16 protein-coding genes are annotated in these 18793 nt (G+C 69.8%); 6 read left to right on the top strand and 10 right to left on the bottom strand.

The window, feature by feature from the left end:
- Position 1: 1 nt before the first annotated feature.
- From ACFY9N_RS00580 to ACFY9N_RS00570, 3 genes are all read right to left on the bottom strand, one after another.
- Positions 2-1084: an enolase C-terminal domain-like protein gene (locus tag ACFY9N_RS00580; RefSeq protein ID WP_391476212.1), complete on the bottom strand. Its 1083-nt coding sequence runs from the start codon at positions 1082-1084 to the stop codon at positions 2-4.
- Positions 1081-1833: an SDR family NAD(P)-dependent oxidoreductase gene (locus ACFY9N_RS00575; protein ID WP_391476211.1), complete on the bottom strand. Its 753-nt coding sequence runs from the start codon at positions 1831-1833 to the stop codon at positions 1081-1083. Before ACFY9N_RS00575 ends, ACFY9N_RS00580 begins: the two co-directional genes overlap by 4 nt.
- Positions 1834-1904: 71 nt before the next feature.
- On the bottom strand, positions 1905-3329 hold the full coding sequence (locus ACFY9N_RS00570; RefSeq protein WP_391476210.1) for a hypothetical protein: 1425 nt from the start codon (positions 3327-3329) through the stop codon (positions 1905-1907).
- Positions 3330-3446: 117 nt separating this feature from the next.
- On the opposite strand from ACFY9N_RS00570, the gene ACFY9N_RS00565 reads away from it, so the two are divergent.
- Together ACFY9N_RS00565 and ACFY9N_RS00560 are read left to right on the top strand one after the other, a co-directional pair.
- The gene (locus tag ACFY9N_RS00565) at positions 3447-4103 is read left to right on the top strand and encodes a GntR family transcriptional regulator (RefSeq protein ID WP_391476209.1); all 657 of its coding nucleotides are present in this window, start codon (positions 3447-3449) and stop codon (positions 4101-4103) included.
- Positions 4100-4933, top strand: a complete 834-nt coding sequence (locus tag ACFY9N_RS00560; RefSeq protein WP_391476207.1) for an SDR family NAD(P)-dependent oxidoreductase — start codon at positions 4100-4102, stop codon at positions 4931-4933. The genes ACFY9N_RS00565 and ACFY9N_RS00560 overlap by 4 nt, the downstream gene beginning before the upstream one ends.
- Before the next feature lie 263 nt (positions 4934-5196).
- On the opposite strand, the gene ACFY9N_RS00555 is transcribed toward ACFY9N_RS00560, so the two are convergent.
- From ACFY9N_RS00555 to ACFY9N_RS00525, 7 genes are all read right to left on the bottom strand, one after another.
- Positions 5197-7359, bottom strand: a complete 2163-nt coding sequence (locus ACFY9N_RS00555; RefSeq protein WP_391476206.1) for a peptidase C14 — start codon at positions 7357-7359, stop codon at positions 5197-5199.
- 102 nt (positions 7360-7461) lie between these two features.
- On the bottom strand, positions 7462-8460 hold the full coding sequence (locus ACFY9N_RS00550; RefSeq protein WP_391476205.1) for a hydroxyacid dehydrogenase: 999 nt from the start codon (positions 8458-8460) through the stop codon (positions 7462-7464).
- Positions 8457-9542 (bottom strand): dihydrodipicolinate synthase family protein, encoded by a 1086-nt coding sequence (locus ACFY9N_RS00545; protein WP_391476204.1) that lies wholly within the window; start codon positions 9540-9542, stop codon positions 8457-8459. The genes ACFY9N_RS00550 and ACFY9N_RS00545 overlap by 4 nt, the downstream gene beginning before the upstream one ends.
- Positions 9542-10576: an NAD-dependent epimerase/dehydratase family protein gene (locus tag ACFY9N_RS00540; RefSeq protein WP_391476202.1), complete on the bottom strand. Its 1035-nt coding sequence runs from the start codon at positions 10574-10576 to the stop codon at positions 9542-9544. The genes ACFY9N_RS00545 and ACFY9N_RS00540 overlap by 1 nt, the downstream gene beginning before the upstream one ends.
- 32 nt (positions 10577-10608) lie before the next feature.
- Positions 10609-11523 carry a carbohydrate ABC transporter permease gene (locus tag ACFY9N_RS00535; protein ID WP_391476201.1) on the bottom strand — a complete coding sequence of 305 codons (915 nt, stop codon included), beginning with the start codon at positions 11521-11523 and terminating at the stop codon, positions 10609-10611.
- Entirely contained in the window at positions 11520-12410 is an 891-nt protein-coding gene (locus ACFY9N_RS00530) for a carbohydrate ABC transporter permease (protein WP_391476199.1), read from the bottom strand. The genes ACFY9N_RS00535 and ACFY9N_RS00530 overlap by 4 nt, the downstream gene beginning before the upstream one ends.
- Before the next feature lie 84 nt (positions 12411-12494).
- Positions 12495-13730, bottom strand: coding sequence for an ABC transporter substrate-binding protein (locus tag ACFY9N_RS00525; protein WP_391476197.1), 1236 nt, complete (start codon positions 13728-13730; stop codon positions 12495-12497).
- A 190-nt stretch (positions 13731-13920) separates the two neighbouring features.
- On the opposite strand from ACFY9N_RS00525, the gene ACFY9N_RS00520 reads away from it, so the two are divergent.
- From ACFY9N_RS00520 to ACFY9N_RS00505, 4 genes are all read left to right on the top strand, one after another.
- Entirely contained in the window at positions 13921-15084 is a 1164-nt protein-coding gene (locus ACFY9N_RS00520) for an ROK family protein (RefSeq protein WP_391476195.1), read from the top strand.
- Positions 15081-16085 (top strand): Gfo/Idh/MocA family protein, encoded by a 1005-nt coding sequence (locus ACFY9N_RS00515; RefSeq protein WP_391476194.1) that lies wholly within the window; start codon positions 15081-15083, stop codon positions 16083-16085. The genes ACFY9N_RS00520 and ACFY9N_RS00515 overlap by 4 nt, the downstream gene beginning before the upstream one ends.
- On the top strand, positions 16082-17098 hold the full coding sequence (locus ACFY9N_RS00510; RefSeq protein ID WP_391476192.1) for a Gfo/Idh/MocA family protein: 1017 nt from the start codon (positions 16082-16084) through the stop codon (positions 17096-17098). The genes ACFY9N_RS00515 and ACFY9N_RS00510 overlap by 4 nt, the downstream gene beginning before the upstream one ends.
- 598 nt (positions 17099-17696) lie before the next feature.
- Positions 17697-18698 carry a magnesium and cobalt transport protein CorA gene (locus ACFY9N_RS00505; RefSeq protein ID WP_391476191.1) on the top strand — a complete coding sequence of 334 codons (1002 nt, stop codon included), beginning with the start codon at positions 17697-17699 and terminating at the stop codon, positions 18696-18698.
- Positions 18699-18793 lie beyond the last annotated feature (95 nt).

Here is an 18793-nt window from a genome sequence, read left to right as displayed (position 1 = left end):
CTCAGTCCCCTCCCGCATCGAACTCGAAGACATCCGTGTCGAGTGTGAAGCCCAGTCCCTCGGCATCCGTCGGCCTGACCGCCCCCTCGAATACCGGCCCACCCACGATGAACGACGCTGCCGGGTCGTAGGGGTTCACTCCGCGCGCGAAGGTCTCGACGCCGATCCCGAGGTGCGCGGTGACCTCGGGATACACGTGACCCGACACCGGCACACCCCGATCGGATGCCCAGGCGGTCAGCTCGCGCGCCGGCGTCACCCCGCCGATCGCGACGACATCGAGGCGCAGCACGTCGACCGCCTCGGCATCGACGAGCGCGCGCAGCACGGCAGGGTCGGTGACCTCGTCGCCGACCGACACCCGCAGCCCGCTCTCCCGGCGGATGCGTGCGCAGCCCGCCGCATCCTCGGGCAGCAGCGGATCTTCGAGCCACGCCAGCCGCGGGTCGCCCCACTGCGCGATCTCCGCCAGAGCCTCGTCGGCGTCGCGCCACCCGAAGCCGACATCGACGACCAATCCGGTCGATGCGGGCAGCTCCGCGGCCAGCAACGCGAGTAGCTCGCGCATATATGCAGGATCGGGCATGCGCGCGATCTTCACCTGCGACCAGCCGTCGGCCTGCGCGAGAACCTCATCGGCGACCTCGCGCGGTGCGCGGTCCGCCGACGGGTACGCAGCCACGAGCATCGCATTGCGCGGGGCATCTCCGGTGCCGAGCATCCGCCACAGGGGCACGCCCGCTCGCCGCGCCGCGACGTCCCACAGCGCGATGTCGACGAGCCCGATCGCCCGGCGCACGAGACCGATTCGGCCGACGATGGCGCTGCCGCGCAGCATCCGCTCCCAGGTCGCGGCGGGGTCGTCGGCATCCGCTCCGATCGCGTGGCCCGCCACGAGCCGCTCGACGATCTCGGCCATCGGCGCCTCGCGCGACAGGCAGTAGGCGACGCCCGAGACGCCATCGGCGTCGGATGCCCGTACGGCGCCGTACTCGCGCCGGGTCACCGTCATCGCGCCGAGGTGCAGCGGTGCCGGCAGCGGCAGCACGGCGGTCGCCGTCTCGACCCGCTCGATCGCCGTCATGCGGGCCTCTTCGCGAGGGGAACGCCGTAGTCGACGAGGAAGCCCCCGTCGACATAGAGCGTCTGGCCGTTCATGTAGCGCGACTCGTCGGATGCCAAGAAGCTCACCGCCGCCGCGATCTCGCTCGCTTCGGCCAGCCGCCGTGCGGGGATGCGCGACAGGATCGTGTCGAGGCTGAGAGTCCCGGCCTCGACGCCCTGACGGAAGACCCCGGTGTCGACGTAGCCCGGGGCGACCGCGTTGACCCGCACGCCGCGGGCGGCCCACTCGGCCCCGGCCGTCGCCGTGAGCCCGATGACCGCGGCCTTCGTCGTCGCATAGGGCGCGCGACCCGCCGAGCCGCGCGACGAGATCGACGAGATGTTCACGATCCGGCCGTCGCCGCGCTCGAGCATCCGCCGCCCGGCCGCCTGCAGCGCCGAGAAGACCCCGTGCAGATTCACGTCGACGACCGCCGACCACTCGTCGAACGTGAGGTCTTCGAGGCCTCGGTGCCTCTGGATGCCGGCGTTGTTGACGAGCACCTCGATCGGCCCGAGGTCGTCCTCGATCTCACCGAACACGCGGTCTACGCCGTCGTGATCGGTGACATCGAGCTCGCGCCAGAGGATGCCGGCGGGGTTCTCGACCGCAGTGAGCCCGGGCACGCGATCGGCGGCGACGACGAGGTAGCCGTCGGCGGCGAGGCGCTGACCGATCTCCCAGCCGATGCCGGCGGATCCTCCGGTGACGATGGCGACGGACTTCATTTCTCTCCTTGGGTGACGGCTTTCGAATCGCTCACTTTGCGACTCTCGGCTCCGGAATTCGGCAAAGTGAGCTATTCGAAAGCCGGAGTGGGGGTGGACGGGGACAGCAGGGTGATGATCAGAGACGCGGCGTGGGTTTCGAGGAGGTCCAGGGCACCGGGGGCGAGCGGGGTCTGCCAGGCCTGGTAGGCACCTCGGTCGTAGGCGTCGCGGGTGGGTAGGTAGACGAAGCCGGGGCCGTTGGTGAGGTTCATCACGACGATCGGGATGCCGGGGAACCGGGAACGCAGACCCGTCTGCAGCCGCGAGTACGCCTCGCCGGGATGCCCGACGACCACCGCATCGCCGAGGCGCCAGACCCACACCGGATGCTGCACGGTCGGGCCGTCGATGTACCCCTCGCGAAGGTTGCGGGCACGGCCGAGGCGCTCATCGCGCGAGCGCTCGTCGATGTCGGCCCACTCGGCGGCGAGGTCGACGAGGCTCGCCAATTCGCGCAGAGGAAGAGTGACGGATGCCGTGACGCCGGCCGAGCGCCCTTCGTCTCGCCGCTCCGCTCCTCGCTCCGGGACCGGTTCGCGCCCCGCCCACACCGCCAGCGGGGCCCCGGACTCGACGACGCGGTCGAGCGTGAGCTGCTCACCCGGCATCGGCAGCGCATCCAGCGCCGCGAGCACGGCATGTCCGAGCGACCGCCCGTGCCGATCGGCCACCGCGTGATCACCGGTGTACTGCTCGCGCGGGGCCAACTCCCCCGACGCCCCCTGCACGAACAGGCACGGGGCATCCGTCGCCGCCTCGACGATCTCGCGCATCGCCCCCACGTAGTCGGGCGACACCTCGCGGTTCTGCCAGGCGAGGGTCGTCGGGTGGCAGGCGTAGTTGACGAGCGTTGCGCGCACGACCCCGGCCACGCTCACCCGCCCGATCACGACGGTGTCGTCGGCGACCGCATCCGGGTTGAATCCCACGAGCGCGCGTCCGTCGAGGTCGAGCTCGCGGTCGGCGGCGAGGGTGCAACGGCCGGTCGTCCACTCGATCATGCCGGGCTCGGCCGACCCGAGCGCCTCCCTCGAGGCCGCGATGCCTGCGGCGGCGAGCGCCTCGAGGTACCCGGCGATCAGCTCTCCCCCGGGCAGGTGCGCGTCGGCGGCGCACAGCACCGCTCCGGCGTGCGTGTGCGAGAGCGAGAGCATCAGCTGATCGGCCTCGAAACCGAGCGCGTCGAGGATCGCCCCGCGCACCCCCTGCTCGTCGGCGACCCGCCGCCACCAAGTTCCGTCGACCGCGAGCAGCACGCGCGGCCGGTCGTCGTCGCCGATCATCGCGAGCGCGGTCAGCTCGAAGGGTCGGTGCGCACCCTCGGAGCGCTCCCAGTCGGCCGGCCCCCAGTTCTTCGCGCGGATACCGGTGGGCGGGGTGATATCGCGACGCGCCACTGCGATCTGCAGCGCGCTGCGCGGGATGCGGATGCTGTCGCCCAGTGCCGTGGTCATCACTCTCTCCCCTGTCGTTCGGCCCGCGCATCGGCGGATGCCATAGCATCGGTGCGAGCGCGCGACCTCGGAGCTTCGATCTCCGACGACCGTCGCCCGCTCGGAAGGATTCCCTCGATGCGCACCGTGACAGACCAGAACATCGCCGAACAGGTCGCCGACGAACTGCGCGCCGCGATCCACTCCGGCGAGCTCGCCCCCGGCGAGCGCCTGGTCGAGCGCAAACTCGCCGACCGCCTCGGCGTCAGCCACATCCCCGTGCGCGAAGCGCTCACCCGGCTCGCCGAGGAGCGGCTCATCGTGCGCGAGCCCCGCCGCGGCGCACGGGTCGCGGAGTTGACGGCATCCGATCTCGACGACATCTCGAGCCTGCGCATCGTGGTCGAGCAGTTCATGGCGATCCGTGTGCAGGAGCGGTGGAATGCGGATGCCGCGACTCGCCTCGACGCGATCGTCGCCGCGATGGGGGCCGCCTCTCCGGGCGATATCGACGAGGTGCTGCGCCAGGATCGCCTGTTCCACGAGACCCTCGCGGAACTCGCCGAGCACCGGTTCCTCGACGAGATCAGCGCGCAGCTGCGCGGACGCATCGCCGGGTTCATCCGCGCCGCGAACGACGCCCTCGGCGTCGACGAGCAGGACGCGCACGTGCGCAGCCACCAGGAGATCGTCGACGCGCTCGCGAGCGGCGACCCCGAGCGGGTGCGCACCGTCGTGGCCGACCACATCACCCGCGGCGCCCGTCGCATCACCCCGACTGGAGCCGACGCATGACCGGAAGAACGATCGTCCTCACCGGAGCATCCGACGGCATCGGTGCCGCCGCGGCTCGACAGCTCGCGGCATCCGGCGACCGCCTGATCCTCGTCGGACGCTCGCCCGAGAAGACCCGCGCGATCGCCGACGAGACCGGTGCCGAGTACTTCACCGCCGACTTCGCCCGCCTCGACGACGTGCGCGAACTGGCCGAGAAGCTGACGGATGCCGTGGGCGCCGACGGCATCCACGTGCTGGCCAACAACGCCGGGGGCATCTTCGGTGACCGCACTCCCACGGTCGACGGCTACGAGAAGACCATCCAGGTCAACCACCTCGCGCCGTTCCTGCTGACGAACCTGCTGCTGCCCACGCTGCTCGCCTCGCGCGCCGCGGTGATCAACACTTCGAGCGTCGGGCACCGGCTCTTCGGGCACATCGACGTCGACGACCTCGACAACACGAAGAAGTTCAGCGCCAACAAGGCCTACGGCGACGCGAAGCTCGCGAACGTGCTGTTCACTCGCAGCCTGCACGAGAAGTTCCACGCCGAGGGGTTGAGCGCGGTCGCCTTCCACCCCGGCACCGTGCAGACGAACTTCGCCTCGGACTCGTCGAGCGTCATGCGGTTGGTGTACCGGAGCTTCCTCGGCAAGCTGCTGCTCACGAGCACCGAGGAGGGCGGCGCGATCCTGCGCTGGTTCATCGAGGGCACGCCGGACGAGACGTGGTTCTCGGGGGCGTACTACGACGAGCGGACGCTGTCGTCGAAGGTCAACCCGCAGGCCGACGACCCTGCCCTCGCCGAGGCGCTCTGGCAACGCAGCACCGAGCTCGTCGGCCTGTAGGAGTTCCGCGGGGCGGGACCCTTCGACAAGCTCAGGGACCCAGTGGGCCGCGGGGCGGGACCCTTCGACAAGCTCAGGGACCCAGTCACAAGAAACAGGGCCCCAGTGGCAAGGAACTGGGTCGCTGAGCCGAGAAACTGGGTCGCTGAGCCTGTCGAAGCGTCCCCGACGCACACGCTCTGCAGGAGAACACACGCTGTGCAGGAGCGGATGCCGCATCCGCTCCTGCACAACACGAGAACTCCTCCGCAAGACGCGCCCGCTCAGACCGTGATGTTCGCGGTGTCGGCGACGCGGTCGCCCTCGGCGGGGAAGGCGGTGCGCGTGACGCCGGACTCGACGTTGGCGGTGTGCACGAGCGTCGACGACGACCCGAAGGCCCCGTCGCCGAGCTCGATCGACCCGCCCTCGAACCGATTGCCGACCGCGCGGTAGTGCGTCGCCCCGGTGGTCACAGACACGTGCGTCGCCGCCCCCTCGGCCCGGAACGTGCTGTCCGAGAGCGCCACGTGCAACTCGCCGGCGCCCGTGCGGGCGATGCCCGTGCCGCCGACGTTCACGACCTCCGACCCCGCGACCTCCACCGTCTGCCTCTCGCCGCGCGCCGCGGCCACGCGCGCATTGCGCAGCGTCGACCCCTCGAACCGCAGCCGCTCCGACTGCGACACGATCGGCGCCGCGTCATCGGCGCCGAGCAGCGTCGATCCGCGGAACGTCACCGCTCCGGGCCCGGTGATCTTGAGCCCACCGACCCCGTTCAGTACGGTGTCGATGAACGTCACGGGAGTCGTCACCGCCGCGCTCGTCAACTCCCCACCCGCCGCGACGAAGGTGAAGTGCGAGCCCTCGATCGTGTTCGGCCGCGACGAGGCATCCGACTGCTGGGTGATGATGAGCGTGTCGGACGCCGTGCACCCGCGCAACTGCGCCCCGTCGGCGTTGATCCACAGCATGCCCGAGCCCGCGAGCGAGGGCTTGCCGATCACCTGCACGTCTTCGAGGGTGAGGTCGGTGATGCGCACGCGCGCGACGAACCACGAGCACACGTGCTTGCGCACCGTGATGCGCTTGGCCGCCGAGCCCCAGGCCGCCCCCGAGTTCGCGAAGGTCATGAGCCCCGAGTTGCCGGTGTACGTGAGGTCGTGCTCGTACTGGCCATGGGTCACGAACGGCCCCTGGTCGTCTCCGTCGCCGTGGCAGTTCTCGACGAGGCAGTAGGCGCTCGCGGTGAAGTCGTTGAGATGTCGCGCGTTGGCCGTGTGGCAGTTGGCGACGTAGCCGTAGAGGCAGTAGATCTGCTGCGTGAGGTATCCGGCGCCGCCCCAGGTGACGGAGGTGGGATTCTTGAGCGTGCAGCTGACGGTGGAGTAGTAGGTGTTCCACCGGCGCTGGATGAGCGGCCAGAAGGTGCCGGTGCCGTCGATGTGGTCGACGTCGCAGCGCACCGCGTACTCGAAGGCGAGCGGGTGCGAACCGGTGTACTCGTCGGTGCCCGTGCCGAGGAACTTCAGGTTCGAGACCGTGACGTCCTGCACCGGCAGCACGTGACGCCACGTCATCGTGCGGTCGGCGGCGAGCGGCCAGCCGTTCTTGTAGTTGATGCGGATGTGCGTGCCGTCGACGATCTGCGTCACCTGCACGAGCCGCTGGAGCTCGCGCTCCCAGCGCCCGGCGAGCGCGTTCACCTCGGCCGCGTACCAGTCGCCGACCGTGAAGAACGACGAGTCGGCCACGGGGAAGATGTCGCCGAGGTCGGGCACGGGCTCGTTCAGCCGGGCCTCCTGCACGGCATCCGTCACCTCGCCCTGGAAGAACATCACGGCGGCGAACGGGTCGTCCTTGCCGGCGTTCTCGATGCCGACCGTGGTCATGAGGTGGCTGCCGAAGTCGAAGGCGATGCCCGAGCGGCGGAAGATGTGCCGGCGGACGAAGTTGAGATCGCTGTGCGCCTCGATCAGGCGGATGCTCGCATCGTTCACCATCTCGTCCAGAGCGTCGTCGGCGTTCACCGAGGCGTCGAAGATGCCGAAGGCGCGGAAATCGACTACGCCGTGGTGAACGAGCACCCAGGCGCCCTCCTTGCGAGCGGCGATCACGGTGCCGCCGTTCGCGGCCGGAGCGTCCTTCTTCACGTAGCGGTAGAGCCCGTGGCCGCCGTCGCCCGGCGCCGCGTAGCCGCTCGTGCGCACGAGGTCGCCGTTCTTGCCCTTGAGCGAGGGCAGGTCGGTCGCGAGGCCGGCATTGCCGACGTCCTTCGATCCCGAGGAGCTCATCGATACCGCGGGACCCGCGGCCTGTGCGGGCGTCTGCACCGCGACGGCGGCGACGCCACCGAGGGCAGCGGCGCCGAAGCCGGCGAGCAGCATGCGCCTGCTGCGGAGCGCGGCGGTGGTGGTGGGAGTGGATTCGTCGTGCGTGATCGTCATGTCGTACCTCCTTGCGGCGGTGTGGCCGCGGTCGGGCGTGCGACCTGTCGGTCGTCACGCAACATCCGGTTCAGTCCCCAGAGCCCCCAGAGGTCTTCGTGGTCATGCCATCGACGCCAGATGCGCGCGGTCGATGGCGTGTGCGAGCGGTCGGCCCGCGGCGAAGTCGTCGAGTTCGTCGGCCACGATGCGCCCCTGCCGTAGCCGCCCCTCGGTCGTGCCGGCCGCGCGGTGCGGGGTGAGCAGCGCGCCGGGCAGCGAACGCAGCGGATGCTCCGCCCCGAACGGCTCCTCATCGAACACGTCGATCGCGGCGCTGAGCCGACCGGCGCGCACCTCATCGACGAGCGCCTCTTCGTCGACGAGCCACGAGCGGGCGGTGTTCACGAGTCCCGCGCCGTCGGGCATCAGCGCGAGTTCGCGACGCCCGATCAGGTGGTGCGTCTCGGGCAGGGTCGGCGCGTGCACCGCGACGATCCGAGCACGCGAGAGTGCGTCGTCGAGCGCGACGAGCTCGGCGCCCAGAGCGGATGCCGCGGCCGGATCGAGCGTCGGATCGACGAGCAGCGGCCGCGCACCCAGCGCCCGGATCAGGTCGAGGTACGCCCGGCCGGTGCGCGAGGCTCCGATCACGGCGATGGGCGCGTCGAGGATCTCGTGCTGCGCCCCGACGTCCGGGTCGTACCAGCCGCCGTCGCGCAGCCCGTTGTGCATCTCGGGCACGCGGTGCAGCAGCGCGAGCGTGAAGGCCAGCGACACCTCCGCGACCGAGCGCGCCATCCCGGCGCCGGCCTGCGTGACGACGACGCCCCGGTCGAACAGTTCCTCGGTCGCGAACGCCTTGACCGAGGCGCCCGTGTGCGCGACGAGTTCCAGCGCCGGCATCGACGAGAGCGCCTCCTGGTCGAACGACCCGATGCCCCAGCTCGTGATCACGACGCGCACGGCGTCGAGCGCAGCATCCGTCAGCCGGTCCACCCGCACGAACGATCCGCCGAGCCGTTCGGCCGCCGCGGCGAGGCGCTCGGCGTCGGCGCGCGAGAAGAACTCGGCGAACAGCGGCTCGGGCACGACTGCCACCACGACCGGGAGAGCACTCATCGCAACCACGCCTCCCGATGCGCCGCGATGAACGCATCGTCATTCAGGTCGGGATAGGCCTCGCGCACGCGCGCGATCTCCTCGGCCTGCCCGGGCGAGAGGCTCTCGGCGGGGTCGAGGCACCAGGTGCCCTCGAGCAGACCCTGCTGCCGGAGCATCTCGTGCACCCCGGCGATCACGCCGTGGAAGTCGTTGCCCGGGTCGAAGACGGCCTGATTGACGTCGACCATGTCGGCGGCGGTGAGGCTCAGCTCGCGGTAGGCCGCGGCGTCCCCCGCCATCGCCCGGTGCGCCTCCTCGAGCAGCGCGACCGCCGCGCGGGTGCCGACCGCCCACTGTCCCAGCAGTCCGCCGACGAAGCGCAGCGTGCGCGGGCCGTCGGGGGAGTCGACGTGGAACTCCGCGAGCAGGTCGGCGACGATCGCGTCGTCGTTGCCGGTGTACAGCGCGATCTCGTCGGAACGACCGGATGCCGCGACCCCGCGCACGAGTTCGAGGGTGCGGTAGCGGTCGAAGGGCGCCGCCTTGACGGCCACGACGGAGGGGATCGCAGCGAACTCGCGCCAGAAGTCGCGGTCGAGCACCGGCCCGCCGATCGCGGTCTGCAGGTAGAACCCGACCAGGGGCAGCACCTCCCCCACGGCGCGGGCACGATCGAGCAGCGCCCGTTCGTCGGCACCCGCGACGCGCGGGCTGATGAGCACGGCGTCATAGCCGAGCGACCGGGCGAGTTCGGCCTCGGCGACGGCCTGCGCGGTGTCGCCGGCCACGCCCGCGATGCGCACGAGACTCGGGTCGTTCCGGGCATCCATCTCCTCCGCCGCCAGTGCAAGCACCGGTTCGAAGAGCGCGTGCTCGGGGTCGCGGATCTCGAACTGCGTCGTGTGCACGCCGACCGCGAGGCCGCCGGCTCCGGCCTCGAGGTAGTAGCGCGAGAGCGCACGCTGGCGACGCACGTCGAGGGTGCGCTCGGCGGTGAGGGCGAGCGGATGCGCCGGGATCACCGCACCGCGGGCCAAGGTGGCCGCGGCCTCGGGGCGCAGCGACGGCACGGTCGCCGTGCGCGCAGCAGACGACGCCATCAGAACTTCCCGTCCCGCACGGCCCACTTGGTGGGCTTGGCGATCATCGGCAGTCCGCCGGCGATCCAGTCGGCCTGCATGCCGATGAGAGTCTCGGCCGAGACCGTCGGATACCCGAACAGCGCCATGCATCGACGCGCATCGCTGAGCAGAGCGGTCGGCTGCGGCTCGTCGACGAGGGTGACCTCGCGGTCGAACAGCGTGCCGAAGCGGCGCGCGATCGACTCGACGCTCAGCAGCTCAGGGCCGGTGAGATTGATGGTGAACGGATCGGTCGACGCATGGTTCAGGCTGCGCAGCACCACCTCGTTCGCGTAGCCCTGCCAGATCACGTTGACGTTCGCGGTGGCGACCGACACCGGCTCGCCCGCGTTCACCGCGCTGCCGATGTCGGCGAGCACGCCGTAACGCAGATCGACGGCGTAGTTCAGGCGGATGATGGCGACCTTCGTGCCGCGCTCCTGCGCACCGAACTCGAAGACCCGCTCGCGCCCGAGGCACGACTGCGCGTACTCCCCGATCGGGGCGGGGGCCAGCTCTTCGGATGCTCCGCCCGACGACGCGGGCACGAAGGGGTAGATGTTCCCGGTCGAGAGCACCGAGATGGCGCTGTCACGGTAGCGACGGGCCACCCGGTCGGGCAGCGCCGCGTTGACCTCCCACGCCCACGAGGCGTTGGTCGCGGCACCGAACTTCGCGCCCACCATGAAGACCACGTTCGGGGCATCCGGCAGAGAGGAGAAGTCGTCGTTCTCGATCAGGTCGAACGGTACGACGGTCACACCCGCGTTCTCGAGGCGTTCGCGGATCGCGGCATCGCCGAAGCGCGACACGGCGTAGACGGCATCCGCCTGTCGGCCCGCGGCATCCATCCCCCGACGCGCGAGCATCGCGAGCGTCGGGCCCATCTTTCCGCCCGCCCCGAGGATGACGAGGTCTCCCGAGCCGCTCGCGAGGTCGTCGACGAGCGCGTCGCTCGGTGTCGCGAGGGCCTCTTCGAGGTCGGCCTCGGAAGTGAAGTGGCGCTGAGGCATGTGGTGCTTTCCCTTCTTCTCAGCTGGTGTCTCTAGCCCTTGATGCCGGTGCCCGTGACACCCTCCTGCACGTAGCGCTGAGCGATCAGGTACGCGAGGAAGATGGGCAGCAGCGCGACGACCGACCCCGCGAGCATCGTGCTCAACGGCACGTTCTGCTGCTGCAGCGACGAGATGCCGACGGTGAGGGTGAACATCGAGTTGGACTTGGCGATGATGAGCGGCCACAGGAAGTCGTTCCAGTGCCACAGGAAGACGAAGATGCCGAGCGTCGCGAGGATCGGCTTGCACAGCGGCAGCACGATGCGCAGGAAGATGCGGAACTCGCCCGCACCGTCGATGCGCGCCGCCTCGAACAGCTCGTCGGGCAGCCCCTGGATGAACTGGCGCATGAGGAACACGGCCTGCGCGTTCGCGAGCGTCGGCAGGATGAGACCCCAGTATGTGTCGATGCCGCCGAGGTTCGCCATCAGGATGAACGTCGGGATGAGGGTGACGTGGAACGGCACCATCACCATCGCGAGGAACGACCAGAACATCACCTCCTTGCCGCGGAAGCGCTTCTTGGCGAAGGCGTATCCGGCGAGCGCCGACAGGAACAACACGGCGACGACAGACACGAGCGAGTAGACGAGCGTGTTGAACAGCCAGCCGAGGATGTTCTGCCCACCGAGCACCTGCTCGTACGCCTCGAACGAGATGTCGTTCCAGGGGATGAGCGAACCGGGCAGGTCGACGACCATGCCGGGCTTGAGGCTCAGCACGACCATCGCGTAGAAGGGGAAGAAGCTCAGGATGCCGGCGAGGCTCAGCCAGATCCACCGCACGACCACACCCATGCGGGTGGGTTCGAGGGCGCGGAACGAGCGGTTGCGGCGCGGGGCGGCGGGCTTCTCCGGCGGGGCCGAGACCGGCGTTTGCGTGGGCGGCTGGATCAGGGCGGTCATTTCTGCTTTCCGATCACGAGGCGCTGGATGAGGGCGACCGCGAGGGTCATGATGAACAGGGCGACGCCGACCGCGGCCGCGTAGCCGTAGTCGAAGTACTTGAAGCCCTGGTCGTAGAGCAGGTAGACGAGCGAGTAGCTGGCGTTCGCGGGTCCGCCCTGGGTCATCACGTAGATGACGTCGAAGACCTGGAACGCGGCGGTCGTCTCGATCACCGCGAGGAAGAAGAAGGTGGGCCGTAGGTACGGGAAGACGATGTACCGGAAACGGTTCCAGGCGCCGGCGCCGTCGACGAGCGCGGCCTCCTCGAGTTCGCGCGGCACGTCCTGCAGGGCCGCGATGATGATCATCATCCCGTAGCCGAAGCGCGACCAGACGCCCACGACGACGATCGCCGGGATGACGAGCACCGTGCTGCCGAGCCACGAGCCGCCGAGTCCGAGCGGGGCCATGAGCTGCGACCAGGGGCCGTTGCTCGAGAAGATCCAGACGAAGATGCTGCCCGCGAGCACGAGCGAGGTGATGACGGGGAGGAAGAAGATCGAGCGGAAGAACCGCGCCCCGCGGAACGCCCGCCGCACCCCGAGCGCCATGACGGTCGAGAGCACGAGCGAGATGGGCACCGCGAAGACCGTGAAGATCAGCGTCGTACCCATCGCCCGCCAGAACAGCGGATCGGCGATGAGGCGCTGGAAGTGGTCGAGGCCTCGCCACGCGATCTCGCCGGAGATGTCGTAGTCGAAGAAGCTCAGCGCGACGCCCGCGATGCTGGGGCCGAAGCGGAACGCGATGAAGAGCAGGAAGGCCGGGAGCACGAAGAGGAAGGCCATTCGTGCTTCGCGCCGCGCGAGCAGGCGGGTCACCGTGCCCTGCGGTTTCTTCGGCATGGTTGCCGTCGTCATGAGAACCTCACGTCGGGTCGGGAAGGGGCGGGGGTGCGCAGCGGATGCCGCGGCGCACCCCCGCGTTCACTACTTGATGATGGGTGCCGCGGCGGTCGCGGCATCCTTCAGCGCATCGGCTGGGGACTTCTGGCCCAGCAGCGCCGCCTGGATCTCGGGCGCGAGCACGCCCATGAGCGCACGCGAGCTCTCGTTCAGTTCGCCGACCGTGGTGTCGGGCACGTACTTCTCGACCTCGCCGAGGAGCGGGTCGTCGGCGTAGAGCGGCGCGGTGGTGCTGAGCGCCGAGAAGAATCCGGAGGCGAGCAGGTAGGGCTCGACGACCTCGGCGCCGGTGGCGTACTCGGCGAACTTCGCCGCGGCATCCTGCGCCTTCGATCCCTTGAGCACCGAGAGCGATCCGACCGTGCCGTATGCGACCGACTCCTCGTCGGTGAGCGGCGCGAGCACCTTCACGTTCTCCTCGCCCCAGAACGGAGCGACCTCGGTCACGCCGTTGTTCCAGGTGCAGGCGACCTTGCCCTGGGCGATCGCGGTCTGCTCGAGCGGCACGTTGGTGGTGATCGCCTCGGGGTCGAGGGCGCCGGCCTCGGCGAGATCGGTGATGAAGGTGAGTGCCTCTTCGCCGGCCTTGCTGTCGAAGCCGACCTCGCCGTCGTCGTAGACCTGTCCGCCGGCCTGCCACAGCAGCGGGTAGAAGGTGAGGTTGAGGGTGTTCTCGGGCGACGCCGGGTAGTTCAGCACGTACATGTCGGCGGCGGTGAAGGCCGGCGCGATGTCGATGATGTCGTCCCACGTCTCGGGGTACTCGGTGACGCCGGCAGCCTCGAATGCGGCGGCGTTGCAGATGAGCGGCTGGGCGCTCGTGAGGATCGGCGAGCCGAGGATGTCGCCGTCGATGGTGACCGACTCCTTGACGTTGGGGAGCAGATCGTCCTGCCGCTGCTCGCTGAGCAGGTCGTTGAGCGGGGCGATCGACGACTGGTACGCCGAGAGCTGGTCGGGGATGAGGTAGACGACGTCCGGGCCCTTGCCCGCGGCGATCGCCGTCTGCAGGGACTCGTCGCGGTTGGCCCACGGGAAGATCTCGTACTTCACGTCGATGCCGTCGTTCTCGGCTTCGAAGGCCTCGATCGTCGAGTCCCAGAAGTCCTTGTGCACCGCCTCGTCGGCGATGACCGGGTAGAGCCAGACCGTGATGCTCTGATCTCCTTCAGCGGTGCTTCCTCCGCCGGCCGAACATCCGGCCAACAGGGTGGCGGTCGCGACTCCCGCGACGACGCCGGTGATCTTGCTGACGCGCATGGTGCTCCTTTGCTTGAACCGTGCTGAGTACGGTTCATTATGACATCGGGATGGGATAATTCGTCAAGGACAAGTTCTCATCCGGTTGTTTCCACCGTGTTTCCGGCTCGAGAACGTCCGAGCCTTATCTGAGAATCCGGTGTGCTAACTTGTTCGCACACCGACGCCGTCGATGAAGAGAGGACCGCACATGGGCGTGTCAGGCCAGCTGTCGATCGTCGCGCGATCCGCACTGCAGCTCCGCGACGGCGGGCCTTCGACGGTCAACGACCTCACCCGGTCGCTCGAGATCTCGCGCACCTCCGTCGAGAACGCGGTGGCGACGCTGAGCGAGTCCGGGATGATCGTCGATGCCCCCGCCCCCGGAGCGGGAGGGGCGGGCCGCCCCGCCCGCCACTACGCCTTCCACGCCGAAGCCGGCACCGTCGTCGGTCTCGACATCGGCGTCGCGAGCGTGCGCGTCATCCTCTCCGATCTCGCGGGTCGCGTGATCGCCCAGCGCAGTTTCCCCGGCGTCGAAGCCCACCCCGACGGTGCCGCCAAGCTCGCGGCCGTGATCGACGACGTGCGGCAGACGTTGGGCGGAGCATCCGTTCCCCCCTCCCGCGTGCGCGCGATCGGCGTCTCGCTGCCCGGCCTCGTCGACGACGCCGGACGCGTCGTGCTCTCGGTCGTGATCCCCGAATGGTCGGGAGCCGACATCGGCGCGCAACTGCGCCAGGCGTTCGGATGCCCCGTCGCGGTCGACAACGGTGTGCGGCTCGCCGCCGTCGCCGAGCACCACCTCGGCGTCGCGCAACTCGTCGACGACGTCATCTACCTCTCGGTCGGCAACCGCATCTCGATGGGCCTCATCCTCGGCGGGCGCCCGCGGCGCGGCATCCACAATGCGGCGGGCGACATCGGCCGGCTCGCGTTCCGTGGCCTCAACACCGAGACCGGTCAGATCTCGTGGCGCACCGCCGCGACCGCCGCCGAGGTGTTCGCCGCGGCCCGCGCCGGAGACCGCGCCGCGCAGGACGAATTGGATGCCTTCATCGACGAGCTCGCGCACGGCATCGCGACCCTCACGATGACGGTCGATCCGGCGATGATCGTGATCGGCGGCGGACTCTCGGCAGCCCACGAGCAACTCCTCGACCCGCTGCGCCAGGCCCTGCCCCGCCACCTCGGACTGCCGTTCCAGGTGCCGCTCGCCGAAGCGCGGCTCGGCGGCGAGGCCGCCGCGCACGGAGCGGTGGTGCACGCGTTCCAGCGCCATGCGTCCGACATCTACGGCATCGCCGACATGCCGGCGCCGCCCATCACCCCGCTGCACGTCGAGCAGCCCGCCGCTCTGGAGGAGACGAAGTGAGCACCCTGAAGATCGGACTCATCGGAGCCGGCGGCATCTCGCGCGTGCACGCCGACGCCTGGCGCGCCCTCGGGGTGCAGGGATACGTCACGTCTCTCGTCGGGGCCGAGGAGATCGCCGAGGAGTACGGGTTCGAACTCGTCTCCGACGTCGACGCGCTGATCGGGCTGGTCGACCTGGTCGACATCGTCACCCCCAGCAGCACGCACGCCGACTTCGCGCTGCGCGCCATCGCCGCTGGGCGCGACGTCATCTGCGAGAAGCCGCTGGCGGCGACGGCATCCGAAGCCGCCCGGGTGGCGGATGCCGCGGATGCCGCGGGCGTGCGTCTCTTCCCCGCGCACGTCGTGCGCTACATGGGCGAGTACGCGCAGATCAAGACGGCCCTCGACGCCGGCCGCATCGGCACGCTCGCGGTGCAGCGGTTCAGCCGAGCCGGCGGGGCCCCGCAATCGCCCTGGTTCTTCTCGGAGCGCGCCGGTGGTGGCCTGATCCGCGACCTCATGATCCACGACATCGACCAGGCCCTGTGGTTCGCGGGCGAGGTGACGCAGGTGTTCGCGGTGCAGAATCCGCCGACCGTCGACGACCGCGTGCCCGCACCCGTCACCTCCCACATCGTGCTCACGCATGCGAACGGGGTCATCAGCCACATCCACGGCAGTTGGGTCGCCCCCGGCATCCCGTTCCGCACGAGCGTCGAGGTCGCCGGGTCGGAGGGCCGCCTGCGCTACGACAGCGCCGAGGACCGCACGATCCGAACGGATGCCGCAGCCCTCCCGGGGGCCACCGACTACCTGCCGCCGATGTCCCCGCAGGACAGCCCGTACTACGCCGAGATCACCGACTTCGTGGCGGCGCTGCGAGAGGGCCGGGAGGCGCGCGTCGCTCCGGCCGACGGCATCCGCGCGGTGGCGGTCGCCGAGGCGGCGTACGCGTCGATCGCCGCCGGGGCGCCGGTCGCTCTTGTTCCTTCGCCTGCCGAGGAGGTCACCCGATGACCACGCCGTTGCGGATCGCGGTGCTGTCGTTCGCCCACACGCACGCCCTCAGTTACGTGCACGCCCTGTCGGCGATACCCGGCGTCGAGCTGATCGCGACCGACCCCGACGGGGCGTCGGCGCCCGACGATGCGCTGCGCGGCGCGGCGCTGGCGGCGGACTTGGGCGTGACGTATGTCGACTCGTACGACGAGGCGTTCGCCTGGAAGCCGGATGCCGTGGTCGTCGCGGCCGAGAACTCCCGGCACCGCGCGCTCGTCGAGCGGGCGGCCGCCGAGGGTGTGCACGTGCTGTGCGAGAAGCCGCTGGCGACGACGGTGGCGGATGCCGAGGCGATGCGCGCCGCGTGCGAGGGGGCCGGAGTGATCCTCATGGTCGCGTATCCGGTGCGCTTCGCCCCCGCCGTGCGCGATGCGATCGCCGAACTACGCAGCGGCCGGCTCGGACGGGTGCTCGGTGTCACCGGCGTGAACAACGGCAAACTGCCCGGGGATCGCGCGTGGTTCACCGACCCGTCGCTGGCGGGCGGAGGGGTACTGGTGGATCACGTGGTGCACTGCGCCGACCTGCTCGACGACCTGCTGGGCGAGCGCGCCGTGTCGGTGCGGGCGGTGTCGAACGGCATCCTGCACGGCCAGCGCGACCTCGCCGTCGAGACCGGCGGGCTCGTGACGGTGCAGTATCCGAGCGGAGTGATCGCGACGATCGACTGCTCGTGGAGCTGGCCGATGAGCTCGGCGACCTGGGGTGGACTGACCCTCCAGGTCGTGGCGGAACGCGGCACGGTGACCGTGAGTCCCTTCGCGAAGGGCGTCGCCGGGCATGACGCGGCGGGCGAGACCTGGGACCCGATCGGCGCCGACCTCGACGCCCTGCTGCTCGACGAGTTCGTCGCCGCCGTGCGTGCGGGGCGTCAACCGCAACCCAACGCCGGTGTCGGCATCCGCACCGTCGAGATCGTGAAGGCCGCCCAACTGTCGGCCTTCCGCAACGGCGAGGTCGTTCCGCTGTAGTCGCTGGTGGCTGGGATGCTTCGACAAGCTCAGCAACCCAGACTTGCACTGGGTCCCTGAGCCTGTCGAAGGGCCCCGCCCCGTCGCCCCCTCTCTGCACGCAACGGCGGAGATCTCACGCAACACAGGAGCGGATGCTGGAAACAGTCCTCCGTTGCGAGAGAACTCCTCCCGAACTCGCGGCGCGGGCCCTTCGTCTCGTCGCTGCGCTCCTCGCTCAGGAACCGGTTCCTGAGCGAGCGCAGCGAGACGAAGGGCCACACCCCGCTCCCGCACCTCGCCCCCAACTGGGTCCCTGAGCCCGTCGAAGGGCTCCACCCCGAGGCAGCCCCTCGCTCAGTAACCCCGCAGAACCGAGGAGTAAGCTCTCCCCTTGGGTCGATCGACCCGATGAGTCCCGAAAGGCGGTGATGGCGATGTCCGACGATAGTAACGACGCCGCCTTCGCTGCGTCGCGACTCCCTGCGCTCGCGCGTTGAGCTTCTGCTCCGCGTTCGCACGTCGATCTCCGCAGCCTCGGGTGGCGTCCTCCGCATCCCGATGAACCCGCGCACCCGGCCGTCCCCGGTGTGCGCCTGCGAGACAAGAAGGCCCCCTCATGGCCCTGATCGACAACGGCGTGTACGTCCACGGACGTCGCGTCGAGACCCTCAAGAACCTCGACGACACCTACCGCATCCTCGACGCGGTGGGCGGACTCGCCTGGATCGGCCTCTACCGCCCCAGCCGCGACGAGGTCGAGTCCGTCGCCCGGGAGTTCGACCTGCATCCGCTCGCCGTCGAAGACGCACTCTCGGGCCACCAGCGCTCCAAGGTCGAGCGCTACGGCGACACGCTCTTCGCCGTGCTGCGACCCGCGCGCTACCGCGACGAGCAGGAGTCGATCGAGTTCGGCGAGCTGCACCTGTTCATCGGACCCGACTTCGTGGTGACGATCCGGCACGCCGAGTCGCCGAACCTCGCGGCGGTGCGCCGGCGCATGGAGGAGCACCCGGAGCTGCTCGCGATGGGCCCCGAAGCCGTGCTGTACGCGATCCTCGACGAGGTCGTCGACGAGTACGAGCCGATCGTGGCCGGTCTCGAGAACGACATCGACGAGATCGAGGACCAGCTCTTCGGAGACAGCGATGACGACGCGCTCTCCCGCCGCATCTACGAACTCTCGCGCGAAGTCATCAACTTCCAGCGGGCGGTGCATCCGCTCGGCGGGATGCTCGAATGGCTGCGCCGCGGATCCGACAAGTACCGCATCGACGAGGAGCTGCAGCGGTCGCTGCGCGACGTGCTCGATCACAGCATCCGCGTCAACGAGCGGGTCGATTCGTTCCGCGCGATCCTCGAGAACGCGCTCACCGTGCAATCGGCGCTCGTCGCCCGACGGCAGTCGGAGGCGGGTCTCGCCCAGAACGACGAGATCAAGAAGATCTCGTCGTGGGCGGCGATCATCTTCGCCCCGACGCTGGTCGGCACGGTCTACGGCATGAACTTCGAGGTCATGCCCGAACTGCACTGGGCGTTCGGATACCCGCTCGCGCTCGGCGCGATGGCCGCGTTCGCGATCGGGTTGTTCGGGATCTTCAAGTTCAAGCGCTGGCTCTGAGCGGGGCGCGCGCATGAGGGAGGAGAACTCGGCTTCCGCAGGAGGCATCCGCTCTTTCGATCCTGCGAAGCGTGAGATCTCCTCCCGTTGCGGGC

Origin of the sequence: Microbacterium sp. NPDC008134 (assembly GCF_042957055.1) — a bacterium.
Taxonomy (GTDB): Bacteria; Actinomycetota; Actinomycetes; order Actinomycetales; family Microbacteriaceae; genus Microbacterium.
The sequence above is the reverse complement of the archived record's forward strand: the minus strand, read 5'-3'. Positions and strand labels throughout refer to the sequence as shown.